Annotated in this window: 17 protein-coding genes; 12 read left to right on the top strand and 5 right to left on the bottom strand. The window is 56.2% G+C overall.

Annotated features, from left to right (window positions below):
* Window positions 1-63 precede the first annotated feature (63 nt).
* Window positions 64-453, bottom strand: a complete 390-nt coding sequence (locus IEW12_RS18955; RefSeq protein WP_188567675.1) for an MAPEG family protein — start codon at window positions 451-453, stop codon at window positions 64-66.
* 184 nt (window positions 454-637) lie between these two features.
* Here IEW12_RS18955 and IEW12_RS18950 point away from each other — a divergent pair, with 184 nt between their 5' ends.
* Window positions 638-1,195 (top strand): glycine zipper 2TM domain-containing protein, encoded by a 558-nt coding sequence (locus tag IEW12_RS18950; RefSeq protein ID WP_229751226.1) that lies wholly within the window; start codon window positions 638-640, stop codon window positions 1,193-1,195.
* 380 nt (window positions 1,196-1,575) lie between these two features.
* Window positions 1,576-3,039 carry a sensor domain-containing diguanylate cyclase gene (locus tag IEW12_RS18945; RefSeq protein ID WP_188567674.1) on the top strand — a complete coding sequence of 488 codons (1,464 nt, stop codon included), beginning with the start codon at window positions 1,576-1,578 and terminating at the stop codon, window positions 3,037-3,039.
* 6 nt (window positions 3,040-3,045) lie between these two features.
* On the opposite strand, the gene IEW12_RS18940 is transcribed toward IEW12_RS18945, so the two are convergent.
* Window positions 3,046-3,873, bottom strand: coding sequence for a Rossmann-like and DUF2520 domain-containing protein (locus tag IEW12_RS18940; RefSeq protein WP_188567673.1), 828 nt, complete (start codon window positions 3,871-3,873; stop codon window positions 3,046-3,048).
* Window positions 3,870-4,571: a Crp/Fnr family transcriptional regulator gene (locus tag IEW12_RS18935; RefSeq protein WP_188567672.1), complete on the bottom strand. Its 702-nt coding sequence runs from the start codon at window positions 4,569-4,571 to the stop codon at window positions 3,870-3,872. Before IEW12_RS18935 ends, IEW12_RS18940 begins: the two co-directional genes overlap by 4 nt.
* Before the next feature lie 384 nt (window positions 4,572-4,955).
* On the opposite strand from IEW12_RS18935, the gene IEW12_RS18930 reads away from it, so the two are divergent.
* The 10 genes from IEW12_RS18930 to IEW12_RS18885 all read left to right on the top strand — a co-directional run bounded on the left by IEW12_RS18930 (window position 4,956) and on the right by IEW12_RS18885 (window position 16,388).
* Window positions 4,956-6,896 (top strand): AMP-binding protein, encoded by a 1,941-nt coding sequence (locus IEW12_RS18930; protein ID WP_188567671.1) that lies wholly within the window; start codon window positions 4,956-4,958, stop codon window positions 6,894-6,896.
* 66 nt (window positions 6,897-6,962) lie between these two features.
* Window positions 6,963-7,760 (top strand): ABC transporter ATP-binding protein, encoded by a 798-nt coding sequence (locus IEW12_RS18925; RefSeq protein WP_188567670.1) that lies wholly within the window; start codon window positions 6,963-6,965, stop codon window positions 7,758-7,760.
* Between the two features lie 63 nt (window positions 7,761-7,823).
* Complete coding sequence (locus tag IEW12_RS18920) at window positions 7,824-8,717, top strand: branched-chain amino acid ABC transporter permease (protein WP_188567669.1); 894 nt, start codon at window positions 7,824-7,826, stop codon at window positions 8,715-8,717.
* Between the two features lie 8 nt (window positions 8,718-8,725).
* Complete coding sequence (locus IEW12_RS18915; protein WP_188567668.1) at window positions 8,726-9,802, top strand: branched-chain amino acid ABC transporter permease; 1,077 nt, start codon at window positions 8,726-8,728, stop codon at window positions 9,800-9,802.
* Window positions 9,803-9,962: 160 nt separating this feature from the next.
* Window positions 9,963-11,279 (top strand): ABC transporter substrate-binding protein, encoded by a 1,317-nt coding sequence (locus IEW12_RS18910; RefSeq protein ID WP_371874561.1) that lies wholly within the window; start codon window positions 9,963-9,965, stop codon window positions 11,277-11,279.
* A gap of 112 nt (window positions 11,280-11,391) precedes the next feature.
* Entirely contained in the window at window positions 11,392-12,237 is an 846-nt protein-coding gene (locus tag IEW12_RS18905) for an ABC transporter ATP-binding protein (RefSeq protein ID WP_188567666.1), read from the top strand.
* A 15-nt stretch (window positions 12,238-12,252) separates the two neighbouring features.
* A complete protein-coding gene (locus tag IEW12_RS18900) occupies window positions 12,253-12,606 on the top strand; it encodes an MmcQ/YjbR family DNA-binding protein (RefSeq protein ID WP_188567665.1) in 354 nt (117 codons plus the stop codon).
* Window positions 12,599-13,852, top strand: coding sequence for a phenylacetate--CoA ligase family protein (locus IEW12_RS18895; RefSeq protein ID WP_188567664.1), 1,254 nt, complete (start codon window positions 12,599-12,601; stop codon window positions 13,850-13,852). Before IEW12_RS18900 ends, IEW12_RS18895 begins: the two co-directional genes overlap by 8 nt.
* A gap of 24 nt (window positions 13,853-13,876) precedes the next feature.
* Window positions 13,877-14,887 carry a LysR family transcriptional regulator gene (locus tag IEW12_RS18890; RefSeq protein ID WP_308789147.1) on the top strand — a complete coding sequence of 337 codons (1,011 nt, stop codon included), beginning with the start codon at window positions 13,877-13,879 and terminating at the stop codon, window positions 14,885-14,887.
* Window positions 14,888-15,002: 115 nt separating this feature from the next.
* The gene (locus IEW12_RS18885) at window positions 15,003-16,388 is read left to right on the top strand and encodes a hypothetical protein (RefSeq protein WP_188567662.1); all 1,386 of its coding nucleotides are present in this window, start codon (window positions 15,003-15,005) and stop codon (window positions 16,386-16,388) included.
* Window positions 16,389-16,430: 42 nt separating this feature from the next.
* On the opposite strand, the gene IEW12_RS18880 is transcribed toward IEW12_RS18885, so the two are convergent.
* On the bottom strand, window positions 16,431-18,329 hold the full coding sequence (locus IEW12_RS18880; protein WP_188567661.1) for a sensor domain-containing diguanylate cyclase: 1,899 nt from the start codon (window positions 18,327-18,329) through the stop codon (window positions 16,431-16,433).
* A gap of 181 nt (window positions 18,330-18,510) precedes the next feature.
* Window positions 18,511-19,656, bottom strand: coding sequence for a carbonic anhydrase (locus tag IEW12_RS18875; protein WP_188567660.1), 1,146 nt, complete (start codon window positions 19,654-19,656; stop codon window positions 18,511-18,513).
* Between the last annotated feature and the right edge of the window lie 5 nt (window positions 19,657-19,661).

The raw sequence follows: 19,661 nt of genomic DNA, 5'->3' as shown, positions 1-19,661 counted from the left end.
GGGCTCAGCAGCCGATGGAAAGAAATGAGGCAACACGGATGAGGGAATGCCTGCGCCGGAAAATCAGCGCAGCAAACCCGTCAAACCCAGCGCCGTCCCTGCCAGCAAACCCAGTGTCGCCAGCAATCCGATCATAAAACCGGCGCTACGCTTGGCCGGATCTTTGTAGTAAGCCTGCGCATACACAATGCGCCCCACGGTCCACGCCGCCCCGCCCAAAGCGGCCCAGCGGTCTCCCAGGAAATAGGCGCACATCCACAAGGCCGGCAGGAACAGGATAATCTGCTCGGCAGTGTTCACCTGCACCCGCATCGCCCTCAAAAATCCGGCCGGGCCGTCCACCGCAGGAGCGATCACCTTATATTTCCCCCTGGCCAGCGCAACGCCCATTATTACCCATAGATACATGAGTAAAGCAGCGATGGTGGCCCAGGCAGTCCATTGAAATTGCATATAATGCCTCCATATACAGGGTAATCAGGGAGCCAGAAACTGTGTTGTTACAAGCTGGCATATTGGGCTCACATTATGTTGCACAAGATCAAACATTTGATACAGACTTTTACATTTATTTTGTACTCCCTTCGAGCCCGGTCAGCGTTAAATATCTATCTAATACAGAAAAAAGAGGTGTAAGGTGAACTTAGCTCTAAAGAAAACTGCGGTGAAAACTGCAATCGTTTCCGCAACTGCCTCCATATTGACTCTGGGTGCGAGCTTTGCCGCTCAGGCTGCCGACTTTGAGGATTATGCCCGTGTCGTCAACGTGCAGCCGCAAGTTGAACAGGTCAACACCCCTCGCCAGGAATGCAATACCGCGTATGAAACAGTGCAACGCCAGCCACAGCAGCAAGAGCGCGGCGTCGGCGGTTCGCTGATCGGCGGCTTGGCCGGCGGTTTGCTGGGAGCCCAGGTAGGCGGCGGTAACGGCCGTATCGCTGCGGCAGCAGCAGGTGCAATCACCGGTGCCGTCGTAGGTGACCGCGTGGAAAACAATAACAACAATAACGGCAATGGGCAGCCTGTGTACGATCAGCGCCAGGTACGCCAATGCCGTATGGTGGATCACTGGGAAACCCGTACCACCGGTTACGCAGTTACTTATGAATACCAGCGCAAGAACTATACAACCGTACTGCCTTACGACCCAGGTACACGCCTGAAATTGCAAGTTTCGCTGACACCACGCATCTAAACGTCGGCAAATAAAGAATGGTAGGACCCAAGGGGCCTGCTGCTGAAAAGCGGCGGGCCCTTTCACTTATCCGTTGCATCAGCACATGGCGGGCAAGCATAAGTCTTGCTTTCCATGTGCTCGCATGCTCCAATCTAGCGCGCAGGCCTGCTTGAAAAAAATTGAGTAAAAGGCAAGTAAACAGGCCGGCAAGCTGCTTTTGCATATTGTGGCGGCACGCCGCAGCATCGCAATTTGCACAGGATTTCAGCATATTTATAGTATTATGTTGCCCAAAATAAATATTTTGAGCTTTGGTTTTGCAGACCAGCGCAAGACGGAAGTAAAAACCACAATCATATAAAAAGCTCTCTACACTGCGCTCGGATTGCACGGCCCCCATGCGAAAACTCTTCAAACAATACGGCCTCCTGGTCTGGCTGAGTCTGATCCTGATAGCAGGTTTTGTTTCCACAACTGTCATCGCTTATCTGGTTTCCCGCGATACGCTGCAACAAAGCATCGCTGAGCAAGCCTTGCCCATTACCGGCGACAATATCTATTCGGAAGTGCAGAAAGATATGCTGCGTCCGGTATTCATGTCTTCGCAAATGGCGCATGACACCTTCGTGCGCGACTGGCTCCTGGCAGGCGAGCAGGATAACCAGCACATCATCAAATACCTGAACGAAATCAGGCAAAGGAATAATGCGCTGAGCAGCTTTCTGGTATCCGACCTCAGCCGCAACTACTATAACGCCGGCGGCGCAATCCGCACCGTCACCGATAACAGCAGCAAGGATCAATGGTTTTTCCGCGCGCGCCAGTCTAAAAGCCCGTATGAAACAACGATAGATATCGACACCGTCAGCCGCAACCTGACGGTGTTCATCAACCACAGGATCGTTGACTACAACGGAAAGTTCATAGGCATCATCGGTCTCGGACTGACGGCCGATACCATGCGTAACCTGATCGACAGTTACCAGAAGCGCTTCCAGCGCAGCGTGTATTTTGTCGACCAGAAGGGCAACATCGTGCTGGCGGCAAATGCCGACAGGCAGGGAAGCAGCATACAGTCCATCCCCGGCCTGAACGGCATTGCAGCGACGATACTCGCCAACAAAAAGAATGCGTCGCTGCATCTGGAATATAAGACCGATGCCGCTGCAATGCTGGTCAACTCCCGGTTTATCCCCGAGCTGGGCTGGCATTTGCTGGTGGAGCAGGATCTGGGCAATTCCATCAAGCCGCTGCAGGATGTGTTCCTGGTCAATCTTGCGATCAGCGGGGCCATCATGCTGGCGGTGCTGGCGACCTTGCTGATTTGCGTCAGGCGTTATCAGCAGCGTATAGAAAAATCCGCAGCAACGGATACGCTGACCACGCTATTGAATCGCTACGCCTTTGATTTCATCTTCCGCCAGGCCTTGCTGGACAGCGAGCGGTCCCGCCAGCCGCTGTGCGTGATATTGGTGGATATCGATTTCTTCAAGAAGATCAACGACAAGCAGGGCCACCTGATAGGCGATCATGTACTGAAGGAGATCGCGATGATTGCCAAGCGCTCGCTGCGCGAAAGCGATGTCATCTGCCGCTGGGGCGGCGAAGAATTCCTGATCATGCTGAAAAACTGTACGCTGGAAAAAGCGACCTCGATTGCGGAAACCCTGCGCAGCACTATCGCCGCCAACGATTTCTCGCGCACCACGTCGCTGGCAAAGACCCGACTGGCCGTGACAGTCAGCATGGGTGTAGCCCAATACAAGGACAATGACAGCGAAGACAATGTCTTTGAACGCGCGGAAGTCGCGCTATTGCAGGCCAAGGAAAGCGGCCGCAACAGCGTGTACTTTACCGAGTAACTGCCTTCAGCCTTTCTGCTTGCGCTGCGCCAGATCCACGGTAGCAGGGATAAAAGCGCGGTAAATATCCGCAACCGCCGTATCCCACGCAGCAACCTGCTGCAACTGCTTTTCCACCGTCTGCATGTCGCCGCGCGCAATCGGGCCGGTCAGCGCTTGCGCTGCGCCCAGCCGGAACACATTGTCCAGGCTCTGCTGCGCCAGCGGCTGCGCCATCGCCTTTGCCATCTCTGCCGGAATGCCAGCCGCCATATATGCGCGCAGTGCAACGTCCATCAAGCTGACCAGGTAATTGCTGGCAAATACGGAACCGGCGTGATACAGCAGCTTGCTATCGGCACTGATCTGTACGACCTGCGCGTGGATAGTTTTCAATGCGGGCTCCAGCACCGCCAGCGCGCGCGCGTCGCCCTCCAGGCTGCAGATGGTGCCGGCAAAGCCTGCACTGACCGCCTCGGCGTCGGCGAAGCTGCGTACCGGATGCAGGCTGGCCACTGCTGCTCCCGCCGATAGTGCCGCCGCTAGCTCGGTTGACGCCTTCGCTCCGCTGCAATGTAACACCAGGCTGTGCGAACCCAGTAATCCACGCTGCTGCAAAGCTTCGCAACTGGCGGCGATCTGGTCATCCGGCACCGTCAGCATGTAGATGTCGGACGCGCGCAGCGCGGCCCAGTCTGCGATCGCCTCGCCTGCGCCTATAAATCCTGCCGCCTGCTGCGCGCTTGCCAGCGAGCGGTTCAGCACCTGGCGAATCTCAAACACCGAATGCGCGGAAAACTGCCGTCCGAATACGCGGCCGACCTTGCCGGCGCCGATAATGCTCAGACTCTTCATTTGGCACCCTCATCCGGAAAGCGCCGCAAGCCGTCCAGATCCAGTATCGTGATGCCGCCGTAATCGACGCTCAACAATTTTTTCTTTTCCAGTACCTGCAGGGCCTGGTTCGCGCGCTGCCGCGATACGCTGGAGATATAGCCTATCTCCTCCTGCGATATCTGCAACTGCATACTGCCGCCCGGATTCAGGTAGGGGTTGAACATCGCCGCCAGGCAGCGCGCCACCCGCGTATCAGTGTCCAGCATGCGGTCATACTCGACCAGGGAAATGAAAAAGCCCAGGCGTTCGTTGAGTTGCGACAGCAGGAAACGGTTGAACGGAATGCTGTTGTCCAGCAGCCAGTTGAACGTGGACATCGGCATGCAGGCGATACGGGTGTCGCGCAGGGCTACCACGTCATATTTGCGCGCCTCGGTCTTCAGCAGCGAGCCCTCGCCGAACCAGCCACCCGGCAGCATGCAACTGAAGGTGACGATCTTACCCTCCGGCGACACGCTGCTCATCTTCAGGAAACCTTCGGCCACGCCCATCCACTGGTCAACGATATCGCCCTTGTGCCATACATAAGCGCCGGCAGGCACCATGCGTTCCGTTACCTCCGCCTCCACTTTGCGCAGATGCTCAGGCGCCAGCATGCGTGCCCACATGGTCTTGCCAAACAACAAGCGCGGATCAGGAATCTTGTCTTCAGTCATTGTGCGGCGCACCACCGATAGTTTGTGATTAAAGCGAGATTGTCGGGCGGATGACAGCGCTAACGGTGCAGACTGTCTAGTATCCAGCTAACAAGAAAAAATTTAGAGCCTCGAAAATTCAAGCATCAGCATAGATGCCAGTAGATGCTCTACAGCAAAAAGTTCTTAGGAGACATTGTAAGCGAGGTTGCAAGCTACGCAAACAGGCGTGGTAGGTGAACTCGTCCCTGCATTCATATCAATCGCCTGTACGGCGTCTCCTTTCCGAATTTTCTGCATACTGATCAATTTACTGGCGGCAACCCAGCGGATTGGCAGTAAGAGTGCTGTAAGACTCAGTGACGACACTCGTAACATAACAGCGACGATGGTGGAGACAACACAATGACGGGAGAAAACACCTTCCCCAGGCTCTTGCTGCAACACGCACAGGTGCGTCCGAAGCACCCGGCTTTCCGTGAAAAAGATCTGGGCATCTGGCAAACCTGGAACTGGTCTGAAGTCGGCCAGGAAGTGCGCGCGCTGGCTTGTGGGCTAGCCGCGCAAGGCTTCAGGCGCGGCATGAACCTCGCCATCGTCGGCGATAACCGCCCCCGCCTTTACTGGGCCATGGCCGCCGCGCAATGCCTGGGCGGCATACCGGTGCCGCTATACCAGGATGCACCTGTGGAAGACATGCGCTATGTGCTGGAAAACGCGGAAATAGAATTCGCCGTCGTCGAAGACCAGGAGCAAGTGGACAAGCTGCTGGAAATCCGCGAGCAATATCCCCGGCTGCAGCATATCAGCTATGACGATGAGCGCGGCATGCGCCACTACCGGCAGCCCGAACTGATTTCCTATGCGGTGCTGCAGGAAATCGGCCGCCAGTACGATGCGCAGCATCCGGATTTCTTCATGCATGAAATCGGCCTTGGCCAGCCGGACGATGTCGCCATCATGCTGTATACCTCAGGCACCACCGGCAAGCCCAAGGGCGTGTGCATGACGCATAGCGCCATTATCGACAGGGCTCGCGCCGGTGCCGAGCTGGAAAAACTGACAGACCAGGATGCCATCCTCAGCTACCTGCCTATGGCCTGGGTCGGTGACAACCTTTTTTCGTATGCGCAGGCTATGGTGACCGGCTTTACCGTCAATTGCCCGGAGTCCGGCGAGACCGTGATGACCGATATGCGCGAGATCGGCCCTACCTATTATTTCGCGCCACCGCGCATCTTTGAAAACATGCTGACATCGGTGATGATCAGGATGGAGGACGCAGGCAGCATCAAGCGCAATATGTTCCACTACTTCATGGGCGTTGCCAAAAAAGTCGGACCGGCGATACTGGATGGAGAACCGGTAGGCCTGGCGGACAAATTGCTGTATGGCCTGGGCAATCTGCTGGTGTATGGCCCCTTGCGCAATGTACTGGGCTTGTCACGCATGCGCATAGGCTATACCGCCGGCGAAGCAATCGGCCCCGACCTGTTCACCTTTTACCGCTCTATAGGCATCAACCTGAAACAATTGTACGGCTCCACCGAAACCTGCGTCTTCGTCTGCATACAGCCGGACGGCCAGGTGAAGGCAGACACCGTGGGCCCTCCCGCCGCCGGCGTGCAATTGAAGATAGACGAAAGCGGCGAGGTGCTGATCAAGACACCCGGTATGTTCAAGTGCTACTACAAACGGCCGGATGCAACCGAGGAAGCCTTCAATAGCGACGGCTGGTTCATGACCGGCGATGCCGGCTTCTTCGACAGTGACGGCCATCTGAAAATCATCGACCGCGCCAAGGATGTGGGCAAGATGGCGGATGATGCGATGTTTGCGCCCAAGTACATAGAAAACAAACTGAAGTTCTTCCCCTTCATCAAGGAAGCCGTCGCTTTTGGCAATGGTCGCGAGCAATGTACCGCCTTTATCAATATCGATATAGAGGCAGTCGGCAACTGGGCCGAGCGGCGCGGCATTGCGTATTCGGGCTATACCGATCTGGCGGCGCAGCCGGCGGTGTATGACCTGATCGCCAATTGCGTGGAAAAGGTCAATGCCGATCTGGCGCACGACAGCCTGCTGGCCAGTTCGCAAGTGCACCGCATGCTGATCTTGCACAAGGAACTGGATCCCGACGACGACGAGATGACGCGCACACGCAAGGTCAGGCGCGGCTTCATAGAAAGCAAATACCAGGTATTGATAGACGCGCTGTATTCGGACAAGACCTCGCAGTTTATAGAAACCCAGGTCAAGTTCGAGGATGGCCGGCGCGGCTCCATCAGTGCAGATTTGAAGATACGCGATATCAAGACTTTCTCGACCACACAGCGCGCTGCATGAAGGCCCGGACAAACCGGAAGCATATGGCAAGCACCAATAGTGAATACCTGGCGGATAAATGAACGTATGAGCACTACGGCAAATGAAAGAAAAATCGGCGATGTGATTCTGGACTTGCAGAATATCTCGCTGTCCTTCGGCGGCGTGAAGGCGCTGACCGATATTTCCTTTAATGTGCGCGAGCACGAGATACGCGCCATCATCGGCCCCAATGGCGCGGGCAAGAGCTCGATGCTGAATGTGATCAACGGCGTCTACCATCCGCAAAAAGGCAAGATCAGCTTCCGCGGCAAGGAAAGGCGCAGCATGAATCCGCATGATGCGGCCAGCCACGGCATTGCGCGCACCTTCCAGAATATTGCCTTGTTCAAGGGTATGTCGGCACTGGATAACATCATGACTGGCCGTAACACCATGATGAAGAGTAACTTCCTGTCGCATGCCTTTTACTGGGGCCCGGCACAAAAGGAAGAGCTGGAACACCGGCGCAAAGTGGAAGAAGTGATCGACTTCCTGGAGATACAGCATATCCGCAAGAAGCAGGTAGGTCGCCTGCCCTATGGCCTGCAAAAGCGGGTGGAACTGGGCCGCGCACTGGCAGCGGAACCCAAGCTGCTCTTGCTGGATGAACCTATGGCCGGCATGAATGTGGAAGAAAAGCAGGACATGTGCCGCTTCATCCTGGATGTGAACGACCAGTTCGGCACCACGATCGTGCTGATCGAGCACGATATGGGCGTGGTGATGGATATCTCGGACCGAGTGGTCGTGCTGGATTACGGCAAAAAAATAGGCGATGGCGACCCGCAAGAGGTGCGCAGCAACCCGGAAGTGATCAAGGCTTACCTGGGCACGCAGCACTGAATACAGGGAAATAAGAAAGTAAGGAAGCGGCTGACAGAAAATCGATAGTGAACTGAGGCAGACATGCAATTTTTCTTTGAAGTGTTAATCGGCGGCTTGTTATCCGGCATGATGTATTCGCTGGTGGCGCTGGGTTTTGTGCTGATCTACAAGGCGTCCGGCGTATTCAATTTCGCGCAGGGTGCGATGGTGTATTTCGCCGCGCTGAGCTTCGTCGGCATCATGGAAAAAGGCGCGCCGTTCTGGCTGGCGATCATCCTGACCCTGGCCCTGATGGTGCTGTTTGGCGTGCTGACTGAACGCATAGTATTGCGCAAGCTGGTCAACCAGCCTCCCATTACGCTATTCATGGCAACAATAGGCTTGTCCTTCTTCATCGAAGGCCTGGCGCCTTTCCTGTGGGGTAATGACATCCGCGAACTGAAACTTGGCATACAGGATGAACCCATCCCCTACCTGATCGACAACTACGGGCTGGCAATCAGCAAGTTCGATCTGGCGGCGGCGCTGATCTGCGGCGTGCTGGTCGCCGTGCTGGCATTGTTTTTCCAGAAGACCAAGATAGGCCGGGCCTTGCGCGCAGTCGCCGATGACCATCAGGCGGCCTTGTCCATCGGCATACCGCTACAGCACATCTGGGTCATCGTCTGGGCAGTGGCCGGCTTTGTCGCGCTGGTGGCAGGCCTGCTATGGGGCGCACGCAATGGCGTGCAATTCGCGCTGGTATCGGTCGTGCTGAAAGCCTTGCCAGTATTGATACTGGGCGGCTTCACATCGGTACCGGGCGCCATCGTCGGCGGCCTGATCATAGGCGCGTCTGAAAAACTGGCCGAGGTGTATATCGGCCCCATGGTCGGCGGCGGCATAGAGGGCTGGTTCCCGTACGTACTGGCCCTGCTGTTCCTGCTGGTAAGGCCCGAAGGTTTGTTCGGTGAAAAACACATTGACAGGGTTTAAGGACATCTATGTTTTATCGTGAAGCGGGCCAATTCAAGATCAGTTATCAAGCCGATCAGCAAATCTTCCCCATCAGGCAGGACAGAGTTGCGATGGCGGTGTTCCTGCTGGTGGCCTTTGTTGCCGTGCCTTTATTGGCCAGCCCCTACTGGTTTACCGCCATCCTGATCCCCTTCCTGGTGTTTGCGCTGGCGGCGCTGGGCCTGAACATCCTGACCGGCTATGCAGGCCAGCTATCATTGGGTACAGCGGCCTTCATGGCTGTGGGTGCATTCTCGGCCTACAACCTGGTGCTGCGCCTGCCCTGGATACCGCAAATCGTCAGCTTCCTGCTGGCGGGCGTTGCCGCTGCCGCGGTAGGTATCGCCTTCGGCTTGCCCAGCCTGCGTATCAAGGGCTTTTACCTAGCGGTGGCTACCCTGGCGGCGCAATTCTTTGTCGTCTGGGCGCTGCAGAAATTTCCGTGGTTTACCAATAACAGCTCGTCCGGCGTGATCAGCGCGCAGGAAGTCAATTTCTTCGGCATCAGCATCAACACGCCCATGCGCAATTACCTGTTCGTATTGTGCGTGGTCAGCGTGCTGGCGCTGCTGGCAAAAAACATGGTGCGCTCCAATACCGGCCGCAAATGGATGGCAGTGCGCGATATGGATGTAGCGGCGGAGGTGATTGGCATCCCGTTGATGAAGACCAAGCTGCTGGCCTTTGCCGTCAGTTCCTTCTATTGCGGTGTAGCCGGTGCGCTGTATGCGTTCTGCTATATAGGCACAGTGGAGCCGGAAGCCTTCAACCTAGACATGTCTTTCCGCGTGCTGTTCATGATCATCATTGGCGGCGTCGGCAGCATACTCGGCTCCTTCATAGGCGCAGCCTTTATCGTGCTGCTGCCTACGCTGCTGTCTTTCGTGATACCGCCGCTGGCTGAGCTGTTCCACATGTCCTTCAACAAGGCATCGCTGACCTATATTGAATTCATGATCTTCGGCGCCCTGATCATTTTCTTCCTGATCGTGGAACCGCACGGCCTGGCCAGGCTGTGGCAGATAGCCAAGGAAAAATTGCGGATATGGCCGTTCCCGCACTAGACGGATGCAATTGGCAAGCTGCGTTCAGAACTCATAGAAAACAGTAGCTCAAGTAGTAGGTTTTGGCGGTAAAAATGGTGGCAGTAAAAAATAAAGCTTTATCACAACACAGAGACAAACCGTTTTGCTTTTTCCTTAGGAGATACGCATGTCCAGATTCATGAAAACCCTGGCAACCATGGCAGCAGGCCTGGCCCTGTCGGCATCGATTGCTTCGCCTGCTGCGGCACAGGCCAATGACCAGTTCGTTTCAATATTGAGTTTCCGCGTAGGTCCTTACGGCCCCAGTGGGGTAGGCATCTATGGCGGCTTTATCGACTACATGCAGTACGTCAATATGAAGGAAGGCGGCATAGGCGGCATCAAGTTCAGCTGGGAAGAATGCGAAACTGAATACCAGGCGGCAAAGGGCGTGGAATGTTATGAACGCCTGAAAACCAAGAGCCCCACCAAGGGCTCCATCATCCATCCGGTATCCACGCCTATTTCCTACGCCCTGCTGGAAAAAACCCTGGCAGATAAGGTGCCGCTGGTGATGACGGGCTATGGCCGCACCGATACCGTGGACGGCCGTTACTTCCCGTGGGCCTTCCCGCTGATCACCACTTACCCTATGCAGGCAACCGCGATCATCAAATACATCGCACAAAAAGAAAAAGGCGATCTGCGCGGCAAGAAGATCACCTACCTGTACCTGGATTCTGCTTACGGCAAGGAGCCGATCACCTACCTGCAGGCAGAAGCCAAGGTGAACGGTTTTGAATTGAATACCGTGCCTATCGCACCGCCAGGCAACGAACAAGGTGCGCAATGGCAGCAAGTACGCCAGAACAAGGCAGACTGGGTGATCTTCTGGGGCTTCGGCGTGATGAACCAGACCGCCCTGAAAGCGGCGCAAAAAGTCGGCTACCCGCGCGACAAGATGATAGGCAGTTGGTGGGCCGGCTCGGAAGAAGACACGGTACCGGCAGGCGATGCGGCCAAGGGTTATCTGTCCGCAGCGATGAATGTCTCCGGCAAGAATGTTCCGCTGGTGGCTGACATAGAAAAAGTCGTGTATGGCGCCGGCAAGGGCAATCTGCAGGATAAATCAAAGATCGGCTCCATCAACCACAACCGCGGCATCGTGATCGGCATCCTGACGGCCGAAGCGGTGCGCGTCGGCCAGCAGAAATACGGCAAGAAAGTCTTGTCCGGCGAAGAATTGCGCTGGGCGCTGGAGCACCTGAACCTGTCCGATGCACGTTTGAAAGAACTGGGCGCGACCGGCTTGATGCCCGCAGTAAAAACCAGCTGCATGGATCATGAAGGCTCAGGCAAGATCAAGATCCAGCAATGGGACGGCACGAAGTGGAATGTCGTATCCGACTGGATAGACGGCAACCGCCAACTGGTGCGCCCTCTGCTGGAAGAGTCGGCCAAGCAGTTCGGCAAGGAGAAAAACATCACTCCGCGTGACTGCTCGAAAGAGTCCTAAGTAACTCTGTAAAGCAAGTAGCAACAGGTTTGCCTGCCATTTACCAGATACCCAAATACGCTGGCAGGCAAACCCGGATTCATCGTTCCCGACTAAAGACCCGGCACAGATCATGACTGTACTTTCAGCAATACCTTCTGCAACAACGACAGCAACAGCGCCGCTGCTCAGCATCAATAATATCGAGGTCATCTACGACCACGTGATCCTGGTACTGAAAGGGGTGTCGCTGCAAGTACCGCAGGGCAAGATCGTCGCGCTGCTGGGCGCCAATGGCGCAGGCAAGAGCACCACGCTGAAGGCGATCTCCAATCTGCTGCGTGCGGAACGTGGCGACGTCACCAAGGGCGCAATCGAATTCCGCGGCGAACGGGTAGACCGGCTGACGCCGAATGACCTGGTGAAGAAAGGCGTAATCCAGGTGATGGAGGGCCGCCATTGCTTCGCCCACCTGAGCATAGAAGAGAACTTGCTGACCGGCGCCTATACCAGGCACCTGAGCCGGTCCGAGCTGAAAAGCAATCTGGACATGGTGTACACCTACTTCCCCAGGCTGAAGGAAAGGCGCGCTTCGCAAGCCGGCTATACCTCCGGCGGCGAACAGCAGATGACGGCCATAGGACGTGCGCTGATGGCCAAGCCGTCGATGATCTTGCTGGACGAACCATCCATGGGGCTGGCGCCGCAAATCGTCGAAGAAATTTTTGAAATCGTCAAAGACCTGAACAGCAAGGAAAACGTGTCCTTCCTGCTGGCAGAGCAAAATACCATGGTCGCGCTGCGCTATGCCGACTTCGGCTACATCCTGGAAAACGGCCGCGTGGTGATGGAAGGTGATGCCAGCGACCTCGCCACCAACGAAGATGTGAAAGAATTTTACCTCGGTGTTTCCGGCGCAGGCCGCAAGAGCTTCCGGGACATGAAATTTTATCGCCGCCGCAAGCGCTGGCTGGCGTAAAGAAAAAGCAGAACCATGAATTTCAAGCAAGCCCGTGAATTTTGCTCAAAAAGGCGGGGCGCAAGCCTGGACACCAAGTGGGGTAGCGACCTGGTGTATTCAGTCGGAGAAAAAATGTTTGCGGTGACCGGCCAGGAAGCAGGATATGAACGCGGCTTCAGCTTCAAGGTCGATGACGAGCGTTTCCTGGAATTGACGGACCGGCCGGGCATCATACCGGCACCCTACCTGGCGCGTGCCAAATGGATCAAGGTAGAAGACATCAGCACATTGGAAGATGCGGAAGCACGCGCACTGCTGCAGCGCTCCTATGAGCTGGTATTTGCCAAGCTGACCAAAACCAAGCAAAAAGAGATAGGCCATGAGTGATTATCTGGATGAGCTGGAAACTCGCCCCCCTGCCAGCCGTGAACTGGCCTTGCTGTCGCAGTTACCGAACCTTGTCAGCCATGCACAAACGGCACCCGGTTGGGCAAGCATACTGAACGGCGTACATGCTGGCGATATTGGGACGAGGCAAGCGCTGGCGCAGTTGCCGGTGACCCGCAAGTCGGACCTGAAAGACCTGCAAAAGAAAAGCCTGCCCTTCGGCGGTATGACCAGCACGCCGCCGGCACAATTGCGCCGCGTGTTCATGTCACCCGGTCCCATCTTTGATCCGGAAGGGCATGGGCAAGACTGGTGGCGCTTTGCGCGGCCCTTCCACGCCGTCGGCTTGCGTGCGGGCGACCTGATACAGAACTGCTTCTCTTACCACTTTACGCCTGCAGCCTTCATGGTGGATGGCGCGGCGGCACGCCTGGGTTGTCCTGTCATACCGGCCGGCATAGGCCAGACGGAGATGCAGGTACAGGCCATGGCCGAACTGCGCCCGGCTGCCTATGTGGGCACACCAAGCTTCCTGAAGATCATCGTGGAAAAGGCGCAGGAGATGGGCGCCGACATCAGCAGCGTGCAAAAAGCCGTGGTCGGCGCGGAAGCCTTGCCGCCGTCGCTGCGCAAGTGGCTGCAAGAGCATGGGATAGCGCACGTGCTGCAAACCTATGCGTCGGCAGATATAGGCAATATCGCCTATGAGACCGAGACAGACGGAGTACTCAATCCCGGCATGGTGCTGGATGAAGACCTGCTGCTGGAAATCGTCAGGCCAGGTACCGGCGACCTGGTTGCGCCCGGTGAAGTGGGCGAAGTCGTGATTACCTCCTTCAACCCGGACTACCCGCTGATACGTTTCGGTACCGGCGACATGTCGGCAGTCATGCCCGGTATATCGCCGTGCGGCCGCAGCAATACGCGTATCAAGGGCTGGATGGGGCGCGCAGACCAGACGACCAAGGTCAAGGGCATGTTTGTCCACCCCTCGCAGGTAGCGGAGGTGCTGAAGCGGCATCCGGAGATCACAAAGGCCAGGCTGGTAGTTACCGGTGAGATGGCGAACGATGCGATGACGCTGCATTGCGAACTGGCAGCCCCCGGGGACAAGCCCTCGCTGCAGGCAGCGCTGGTCGACACGATGCGCGATGTGACCAAGCTGCGCGGCGACGTGATCTTTGTGGCACCCGGCAGCCTGGCCAATGACGGCAAGGTCATTGACGATACCCGCAAATACGAATGAGGGCAGGTATTTCCCGGCACAGCAATGGCCGCCTCAGGGTGGCCGTTTTATTTTCGGGCTGGCGGTAGCAATAGTCGCGGCAGTGGCAAAATAGATGTTCTGCCCACCTCCCTTGCTCGGTCTCCCGCCATGAATTTGCGTCGCCTCAATCATTTAATCGCCGTTGCTGATGAAGGTTCATTCGCACGCGCAGCAGAAAAAATGCATTTAAGCCAGCCGGCACTAAGCCGGAGTATCCAGGCGCTGGAAGATGAGCTAGGCATGCAGTTATGCGAGCGCCAGGCGCGCGGCGTGACGCTGACTGCGGGCGGGAAAATGGTGCTGGAGCGGGCCAGGCGAGTGACGGCCGAGGCGCGTGCGCTGGATCGCGATGTCCATCTGCTGAAAAACCATGAATTGGGTGAAATCCGCTTCGGCTTCGGTCCCCATCCTGCAGCAATGCTTATGGCAGATGTGCTGGGCACTCTATCCAATGCCTATCCAGGCCTGACAGTGCATGCCGAAGTGAATAACTGGACCAGCCTGCTGGAAGGCCTGCATGCAGAGAATCTGGATTTTTTCATCGTGGACAGAAGGGCCGTGCTGGCTTCGCCGGGGCTGGCTACCCGGCTCATGGCCACGCATCAGGGCGGCTGGTTTGCCAGGCCCGAGCATCCGCTATTTCGCCAGGAAAATATCACGCTGAGCGATCTGCGCCGGTCGCGGCTGGCATCCGTGCCCCTGCCGGTGCATATGCATCAGGCCATGCGCAGGATGCTGAAATACAAGCCATCGGAATTATTGAAATTTCATGTGGAATGCAATAGCGTTTTTGTGCTGAAGCAGTTGGCAGAACAATCAGATACGCTCATCTACGGCTTGCAGTTGACCATGCAGCAGGAGTTGCAACAGGGTAGCCTGCGCCAGCTCCATATCGAGGACAGCAAAGGATTCAGCATGCAATTCATGCTGATCCATCTCGACCATCGCAGCCTTTCCACCACCGCACAGCAGGCCATTTCCATTTTGCTGGAGCACGACAAACAATTGCAGTAAGCCGATACAGGAATGCACGTTTTGCAATCTCCCTATACTTTCTTTGCATTGGAGTTATGCGATTAAAGCTGAGACCATGGCTTTATTCCCTAGAAAAGAAAAAAGGAGACTGACAATGCGATACCACCTTGCCCTGTTCTGCGCGGCGGCACTATGCGCCGCCAGCACAAGCGCCTCGGCGCAACCCGATATAAGCACCTGGAAACCGAAAATGACGCCGGTCGCCAGCGCCGAGATCACCCGCGTGGGACAGCAATCCGGCCTTACGGACTGCTTCTGGCTGGCCACCGTGTCGCCGAAAACCTTTAACATGCTGATTCCCGATTCCGCCGTCACCTATTGGCTGGCCCAGTACAAGCTTCCTGCCGGAGCCAAGCTGAGCCTGCACGGGCAGTTTCCATTTGCGCGCCACATGTCGTTCAACAGCTACAACGCCGACGGCATGCCGGTGGACCGGCTCAACGACGTCATGATACAAGCGCAAGGAAACGTAGCGAATCCCTACCAGGCAGGAGCATTGCGCCAAGGGCCCAGGCAAGACTACGTGGTGGACGTGATGGCAGCGTCCGACCAGCAATTGCGCAATGCCGATGCAGAACGGTCCGGCAACACGCTGTTTTCGCAATCAGCCAGCGGCGTACATCAATTGTGGTATCGCGTCTATGTGGCAGATCAGGGCAAGGACAACAAGGGCGGCGTGGCTTTGCCGGTGCCGGTAATGACCCTGGCGGACGGACAACAGCTATCTGGCCAGGATTTATGCAGGCAGACGGTGGTTCCGGAAGGTGTGTTACGCGACTTGCGCCTGCCTGCGGAAACGGTAAAGCAGATCTATGCAATACCCGGCGCAAGCTCTCCTGCCCATCCGGCACAAAATCCGCCGCACTGGAATGCGTTTTTCAACCCGGCTTTGTCAGTCACCAATGCGCTGATAGGGACGCCTTATGAAAACCTGCGCAGCAAACAGGATGAAACGCGGCGCGGAGGTTTTTACAGCACCCTGGACAATACCTATATGTCGGCCTACATAGACCAGCGCCTGGGCCAGGTACTGGTGATACAGGCCAAAGCACCGGCCACCCCGCACACCTATCACAACACGGTTGTGATGCAGGCAGCACAATTGCGCTACTGGTCGCTCTGCAAATATCGCTCGCTGGCCGATACAGCAGTAGACTCCTGCCTGTATGACGAACAGGTGCCTGTAGATAAAGACGGCTACTACACGATTGCCGTTTCCACCGCCGGCAACCGTCCGTCGAATGCTAACGAAGCTTGCGGTGTTGCGTGGCTGGACTGGGGCAGCGCGGGCGACGGCATAGGCAATTCCGCAGGAGGTTTCCTGGCTTACCGCCATATGATGCCGTCACCGGAGTTTTATGCGCATAGCCTGTTTGCAACAAAAAATCCGGGCGATGAAGAGAGCGTGCTGGCGGAATACTTTCCCAGGTCGCGCTATATGAGTAGGGCCGATTTTGAAAAGACGGCCTGCAAAAAATAACAGGCTGAACAGAATGAACAAATCGGCGCATAGCCGCGCCGCTCAGCCGCGCCCTTGATAAAAACGGTAATTTCCCTTGCCGTTTTTCTTCGCCTCATACATTGCATGGTCGGCATGCTTCAGCAGGGTCGCCGCATCCTCACCATCCGCCGGCGACATGCTGATGCCAATGGATGCATGCACCTGGTGGCTATGCCCGTCAATCAAGGTAAAGGGTTCGTTCATCGCGTTGATGATCAGTTCGCTGATATGCGATACATCCTGGACATCGTTTATCTGCTCCAGTATGACGGTAAATTCGTCTCCTCCCAGCCTCACGACATGGTCACTGCCGCGTATCAGGCTCTTCAAGCGCAGGGCTGCCGCCTGCAACAGCAAATCGCCGGCCTGGTGGCCGAAGCTGTCATTGATGATCTTGAAATCGTCCAGGTCCACAAACAGCAGCGCCAGTTGGCTGCCATTGTTTTTTACCCTCTGTATCGCCAGCGGCAGAAAATTCATCATCCAGTAGCGATTCGGCAGCGCCGTCAGCGCATCCATATTGGCCAGGTTGCTCAGCAATAGCTCCTGCTCCTTGGCCTCTGAGATATCGCGCAGCGTCATCGCCAGCCCGGTTCCCGAGCGCACCAGCCTGCGATGTATCCATTTGGCACGCAACTGGCTATCCGGCGAAACCCTGAATACGTCTTCATGGAAGCCGGTTTCCATCGCCTTGCGGAAGATGGTCAATACCTGTTCTGCAAATGCACCGGTATAGTTTTGCAGCAGCCTGCTACCTATCAGTTCTTCCTTGCTGCGGCCGACTAGCGCCGCGCCGCGGCCGTTGCAATCCTCGATGAAAAAATCCTGTACTTCGCGCTGCTGGTTGTAGATCGTGCGCAGCATGTAGAAACCTTCGCGCGCACCATCTATGGCCAGGTGGTAAGTGCCCCTGACCTCTTCTTCGCGTTGCTTGCGCCAGGCCAGCCGCATGGACAGATAGGCGCCTATGCAGGCAAACAGGATAAGCAATGCCGTGCCCGCCATGGCCATCCTGTAGTACAAGGCTTCCGTCGCATGGTAGGAGGCCAGTATCTCCTGTTCGGACAGGCCGACCACAGAGAGGAAAGGGTAGTTCTCCAGTTTCTGCCACGCGATCACGCGCGCCTGTCCATCGACAAATTTCTCGGCCGGCATTCTCAGCACGCCATCGTCGGCAGCAAAGGTGGGCGAGGTAGAAAACACGGTCTGCAGCGTATTGGAATTCTTGCCTATCTGCGATGCAAAGCTGGTGCCTTCCTTGTCCACCATGGAAAAAAAGTCACTCTTGCGTAAAGCAAATTCGTCATTGAATGATGCCAGGTATGCGGTCTCGGCAGCGACGACGATGATGCCGGCGAAACTGCCGTCCGGCGCGTCCAGTCTGCGCGTGAACAGCGTGATCACCCTTCCCAGCCGCAGGCCCAGCACCGGCTTGCTGATAATCAGGCCGGTGGCTGGATTGTTTTTATGCAGCAGGAAATACTCCCTGTCCGCGATGCTAGGGCTATCCTTGGGAATCGGCAGCGTACTGGTGACCAGTGCGCCACTTGCATTGACAACACTGACATGCAGCAGGTTAACGCTGGGATACAAGCCCTGCCCCAGCTGTTTTTCCAGCCTCAGCCCACCGCGTGTATCTTGCCAATAGTATTTCAGGGTGAGCGTAATCTGATTGATCTGCTCCAGCGAGCGCTCTAGTTGCCGTGCATAGATCCTGGAAAAGGACGTCGCTTCCTTATAGGAGTTTTCACGCAGCGTCTGCTGCTCCATCTCCAGCCTGGCGGAGACACGCATCCATAATGCAAAGATCAGCAAAACGCAGGCGAGCAGCCAGACCAGCACCAGATAAAGACTGGAGCGCAAAAATGGGAACCGGTCCGCATAGGCGGCCAGACTCAGACGGATATCAGCTTTGCGCATGGCGCGAAGGTTTCATCGATAAATACCGGGAAGGAAGAAACTATTGTCCTTCATGAATGCGACGGAGGGGGATTTTTTTTCAGGCTTATCCCTGCCGGACCAAAGCCAATGCTGCAGCCTGCGGGGATAATTTAGCAGGTATGCCATTTGCCCGTTCGGGGCTGTTGCATCCTTGATACGACTAGTTGGACTCCTTGATGACGCGCCCCGATGCCTTTTGCACCGGCCGCGCATTCATAGGATACAGGCGGCCGAATATGGCCAATTGGTCTGAAGAGATTTCTACCGGCTGTTTCAAGACTATCCACAATACGCCCTCGGTGCACGGCGGCGTCGTCAATGAGCCCATGTAGGTGTAGTACTCGCGTTGCTGCGGCAGTATCTGGCTGACGTCCAGCGTGATCAGCGGCTGTACCGGATCATTTTTTTCCAGCGGCAGGTTATTCCATACAGTCTGTATCAGGCCCTGCGCCTTGCCGCGCTCCAGCAATACTGCCACGACGGCGACCTTGCCGTCGCCGTCCTTGTGCACCAGATGCACCACCATTTCAAAGCTCTTGCCATTGATGCGCTCTTCGGAAGGCTTGTGGAAATGGAATTGCACCAGCTCATAGATATGGCCCAGCAGGCTGATGTAATTACCAGGTCCGACTGCCACCTGTATCGTGTGTCCATTGTCGATCACACTAAAGCGCGAAGGCTTATAGTCGTAAGTAACAGGATTCAGGTCTACACGCAGGCCGTCGCGTATATCTATTGGGGATTGCCGGTCACCGCTATCGCATTTCGCATAGGTCGGATTCAGCTTGCCCCAGCGTAGCGGGCCGTCTTCCCCCTCATACGACCAGTGCATTGTTGTCCCGAATGTCTCGGAAACAGGCTTGGCCTTGGATGATTCGCCGCCTTCTGCCCGCTTGACGGGCATCGCATACGGGCTCTTGTAGGACGGTTTGGGATTGGAGCGTACGCTGGCGGCATTGGCGGCGGCCGATTGCTCTTTTTCCTTGCGGATGACCGCCAGCTTTTCTGCAATCTTGGCTGCCAGCTCATCAGCTTCCTGCGCCTCTTTCGCTTCCTTGGCCCGTGCCGCAGCAGCGCCTTTGGCCGGCTTGCTTTCCTTGGCTTCCTTGGAGTCCTTGCCTTCTTTAGTATCCTTGGCTTGCTTACCCTCTTTGGCCGATGCCTTGCCTTCATCCACAAAGGCAGAGCTCTCCTTGGAGCCCGCCTGCTTGATGGGCTTGGAGGGCGTAGTCGGTTCGTCGGATGCCGCTAAAGCGGTCGCCGACGCAAGTAAGGCACTTAGCAGCAGTGCAAGTAAGCTACGCATGTTTG

Origin of the sequence: Parundibacterium terreum (assembly GCF_014636315.1) — a bacterium.
GTDB lineage: Bacteria > Pseudomonadota > Gammaproteobacteria > Burkholderiales > Burkholderiaceae_D > Undibacterium > Undibacterium terreum.
Note: the sequence above shows the minus strand (reverse complement) of the source record. Positions and strands in the feature narration are given on the sequence as shown.

What these genes read in the sequence shown, in the direction of transcription:
- IEW12_RS18955 (WP_188567675.1), bottom strand. Translation starts at nt 453, where the DNA reads ATGCAATTTCAATGGACTGCCTGGGCCACCATCGCTGCTTTACTCATG.
- IEW12_RS18945 (WP_188567674.1), top strand. Translation starts at nt 1,576, where the DNA reads ATGCGAAAACTCTTCAAACAATACGGCCTCCTGGTCTGGCTGAGTCTG.
- IEW12_RS18940 (WP_188567673.1), bottom strand. Translation starts at nt 3,873, where the DNA reads ATGAAGAGTCTGAGCATTATCGGCGCCGGCAAGGTCGGCCGCGTATTC.
- IEW12_RS18935 (WP_188567672.1), bottom strand. Translation starts at nt 4,571, where the DNA reads ATGACTGAAGACAAGATTCCTGATCCGCGCTTGTTGTTTGGCAAGACC.
- IEW12_RS18930 (WP_188567671.1), top strand. Translation starts at nt 4,956, where the DNA reads ATGACGGGAGAAAACACCTTCCCCAGGCTCTTGCTGCAACACGCACAG.
- IEW12_RS18925 (WP_188567670.1), top strand. Translation starts at nt 6,963, where the DNA reads ATGAGCACTACGGCAAATGAAAGAAAAATCGGCGATGTGATTCTGGAC.
- IEW12_RS18920 (WP_188567669.1), top strand. Translation starts at nt 7,824, where the DNA reads ATGCAATTTTTCTTTGAAGTGTTAATCGGCGGCTTGTTATCCGGCATG.
- IEW12_RS18915 (WP_188567668.1), top strand. Translation starts at nt 8,726, where the DNA reads ATGTTTTATCGTGAAGCGGGCCAATTCAAGATCAGTTATCAAGCCGAT.
- IEW12_RS18910 (WP_371874561.1), top strand. Translation starts at nt 9,963, where the DNA reads ATGAAAACCCTGGCAACCATGGCAGCAGGCCTGGCCCTGTCGGCATCG.
- IEW12_RS18905 (WP_188567666.1), top strand. Translation starts at nt 11,392, where the DNA reads ATGACTGTACTTTCAGCAATACCTTCTGCAACAACGACAGCAACAGCG.
- IEW12_RS18900 (WP_188567665.1), top strand. Translation starts at nt 12,253, where the DNA reads ATGAATTTCAAGCAAGCCCGTGAATTTTGCTCAAAAAGGCGGGGCGCA.
- IEW12_RS18895 (WP_188567664.1), top strand. Translation starts at nt 12,599, where the DNA reads ATGAGTGATTATCTGGATGAGCTGGAAACTCGCCCCCCTGCCAGCCGT.
- IEW12_RS18890 (WP_308789147.1), top strand. Translation starts at nt 13,877, where the DNA reads ATGGCCGCCTCAGGGTGGCCGTTTTATTTTCGGGCTGGCGGTAGCAAT.
- IEW12_RS18885 (WP_188567662.1), top strand. Translation starts at nt 15,003, where the DNA reads ATGCGATACCACCTTGCCCTGTTCTGCGCGGCGGCACTATGCGCCGCC.
- IEW12_RS18880 (WP_188567661.1), bottom strand. Translation starts at nt 18,329, where the DNA reads ATGCGCAAAGCTGATATCCGTCTGAGTCTGGCCGCCTATGCGGACCGG.
- IEW12_RS18875 (WP_188567660.1), bottom strand. Translation starts at nt 19,656, where the DNA reads ATGCGTAGCTTACTTGCACTGCTGCTAAGTGCCTTACTTGCGTCGGCG.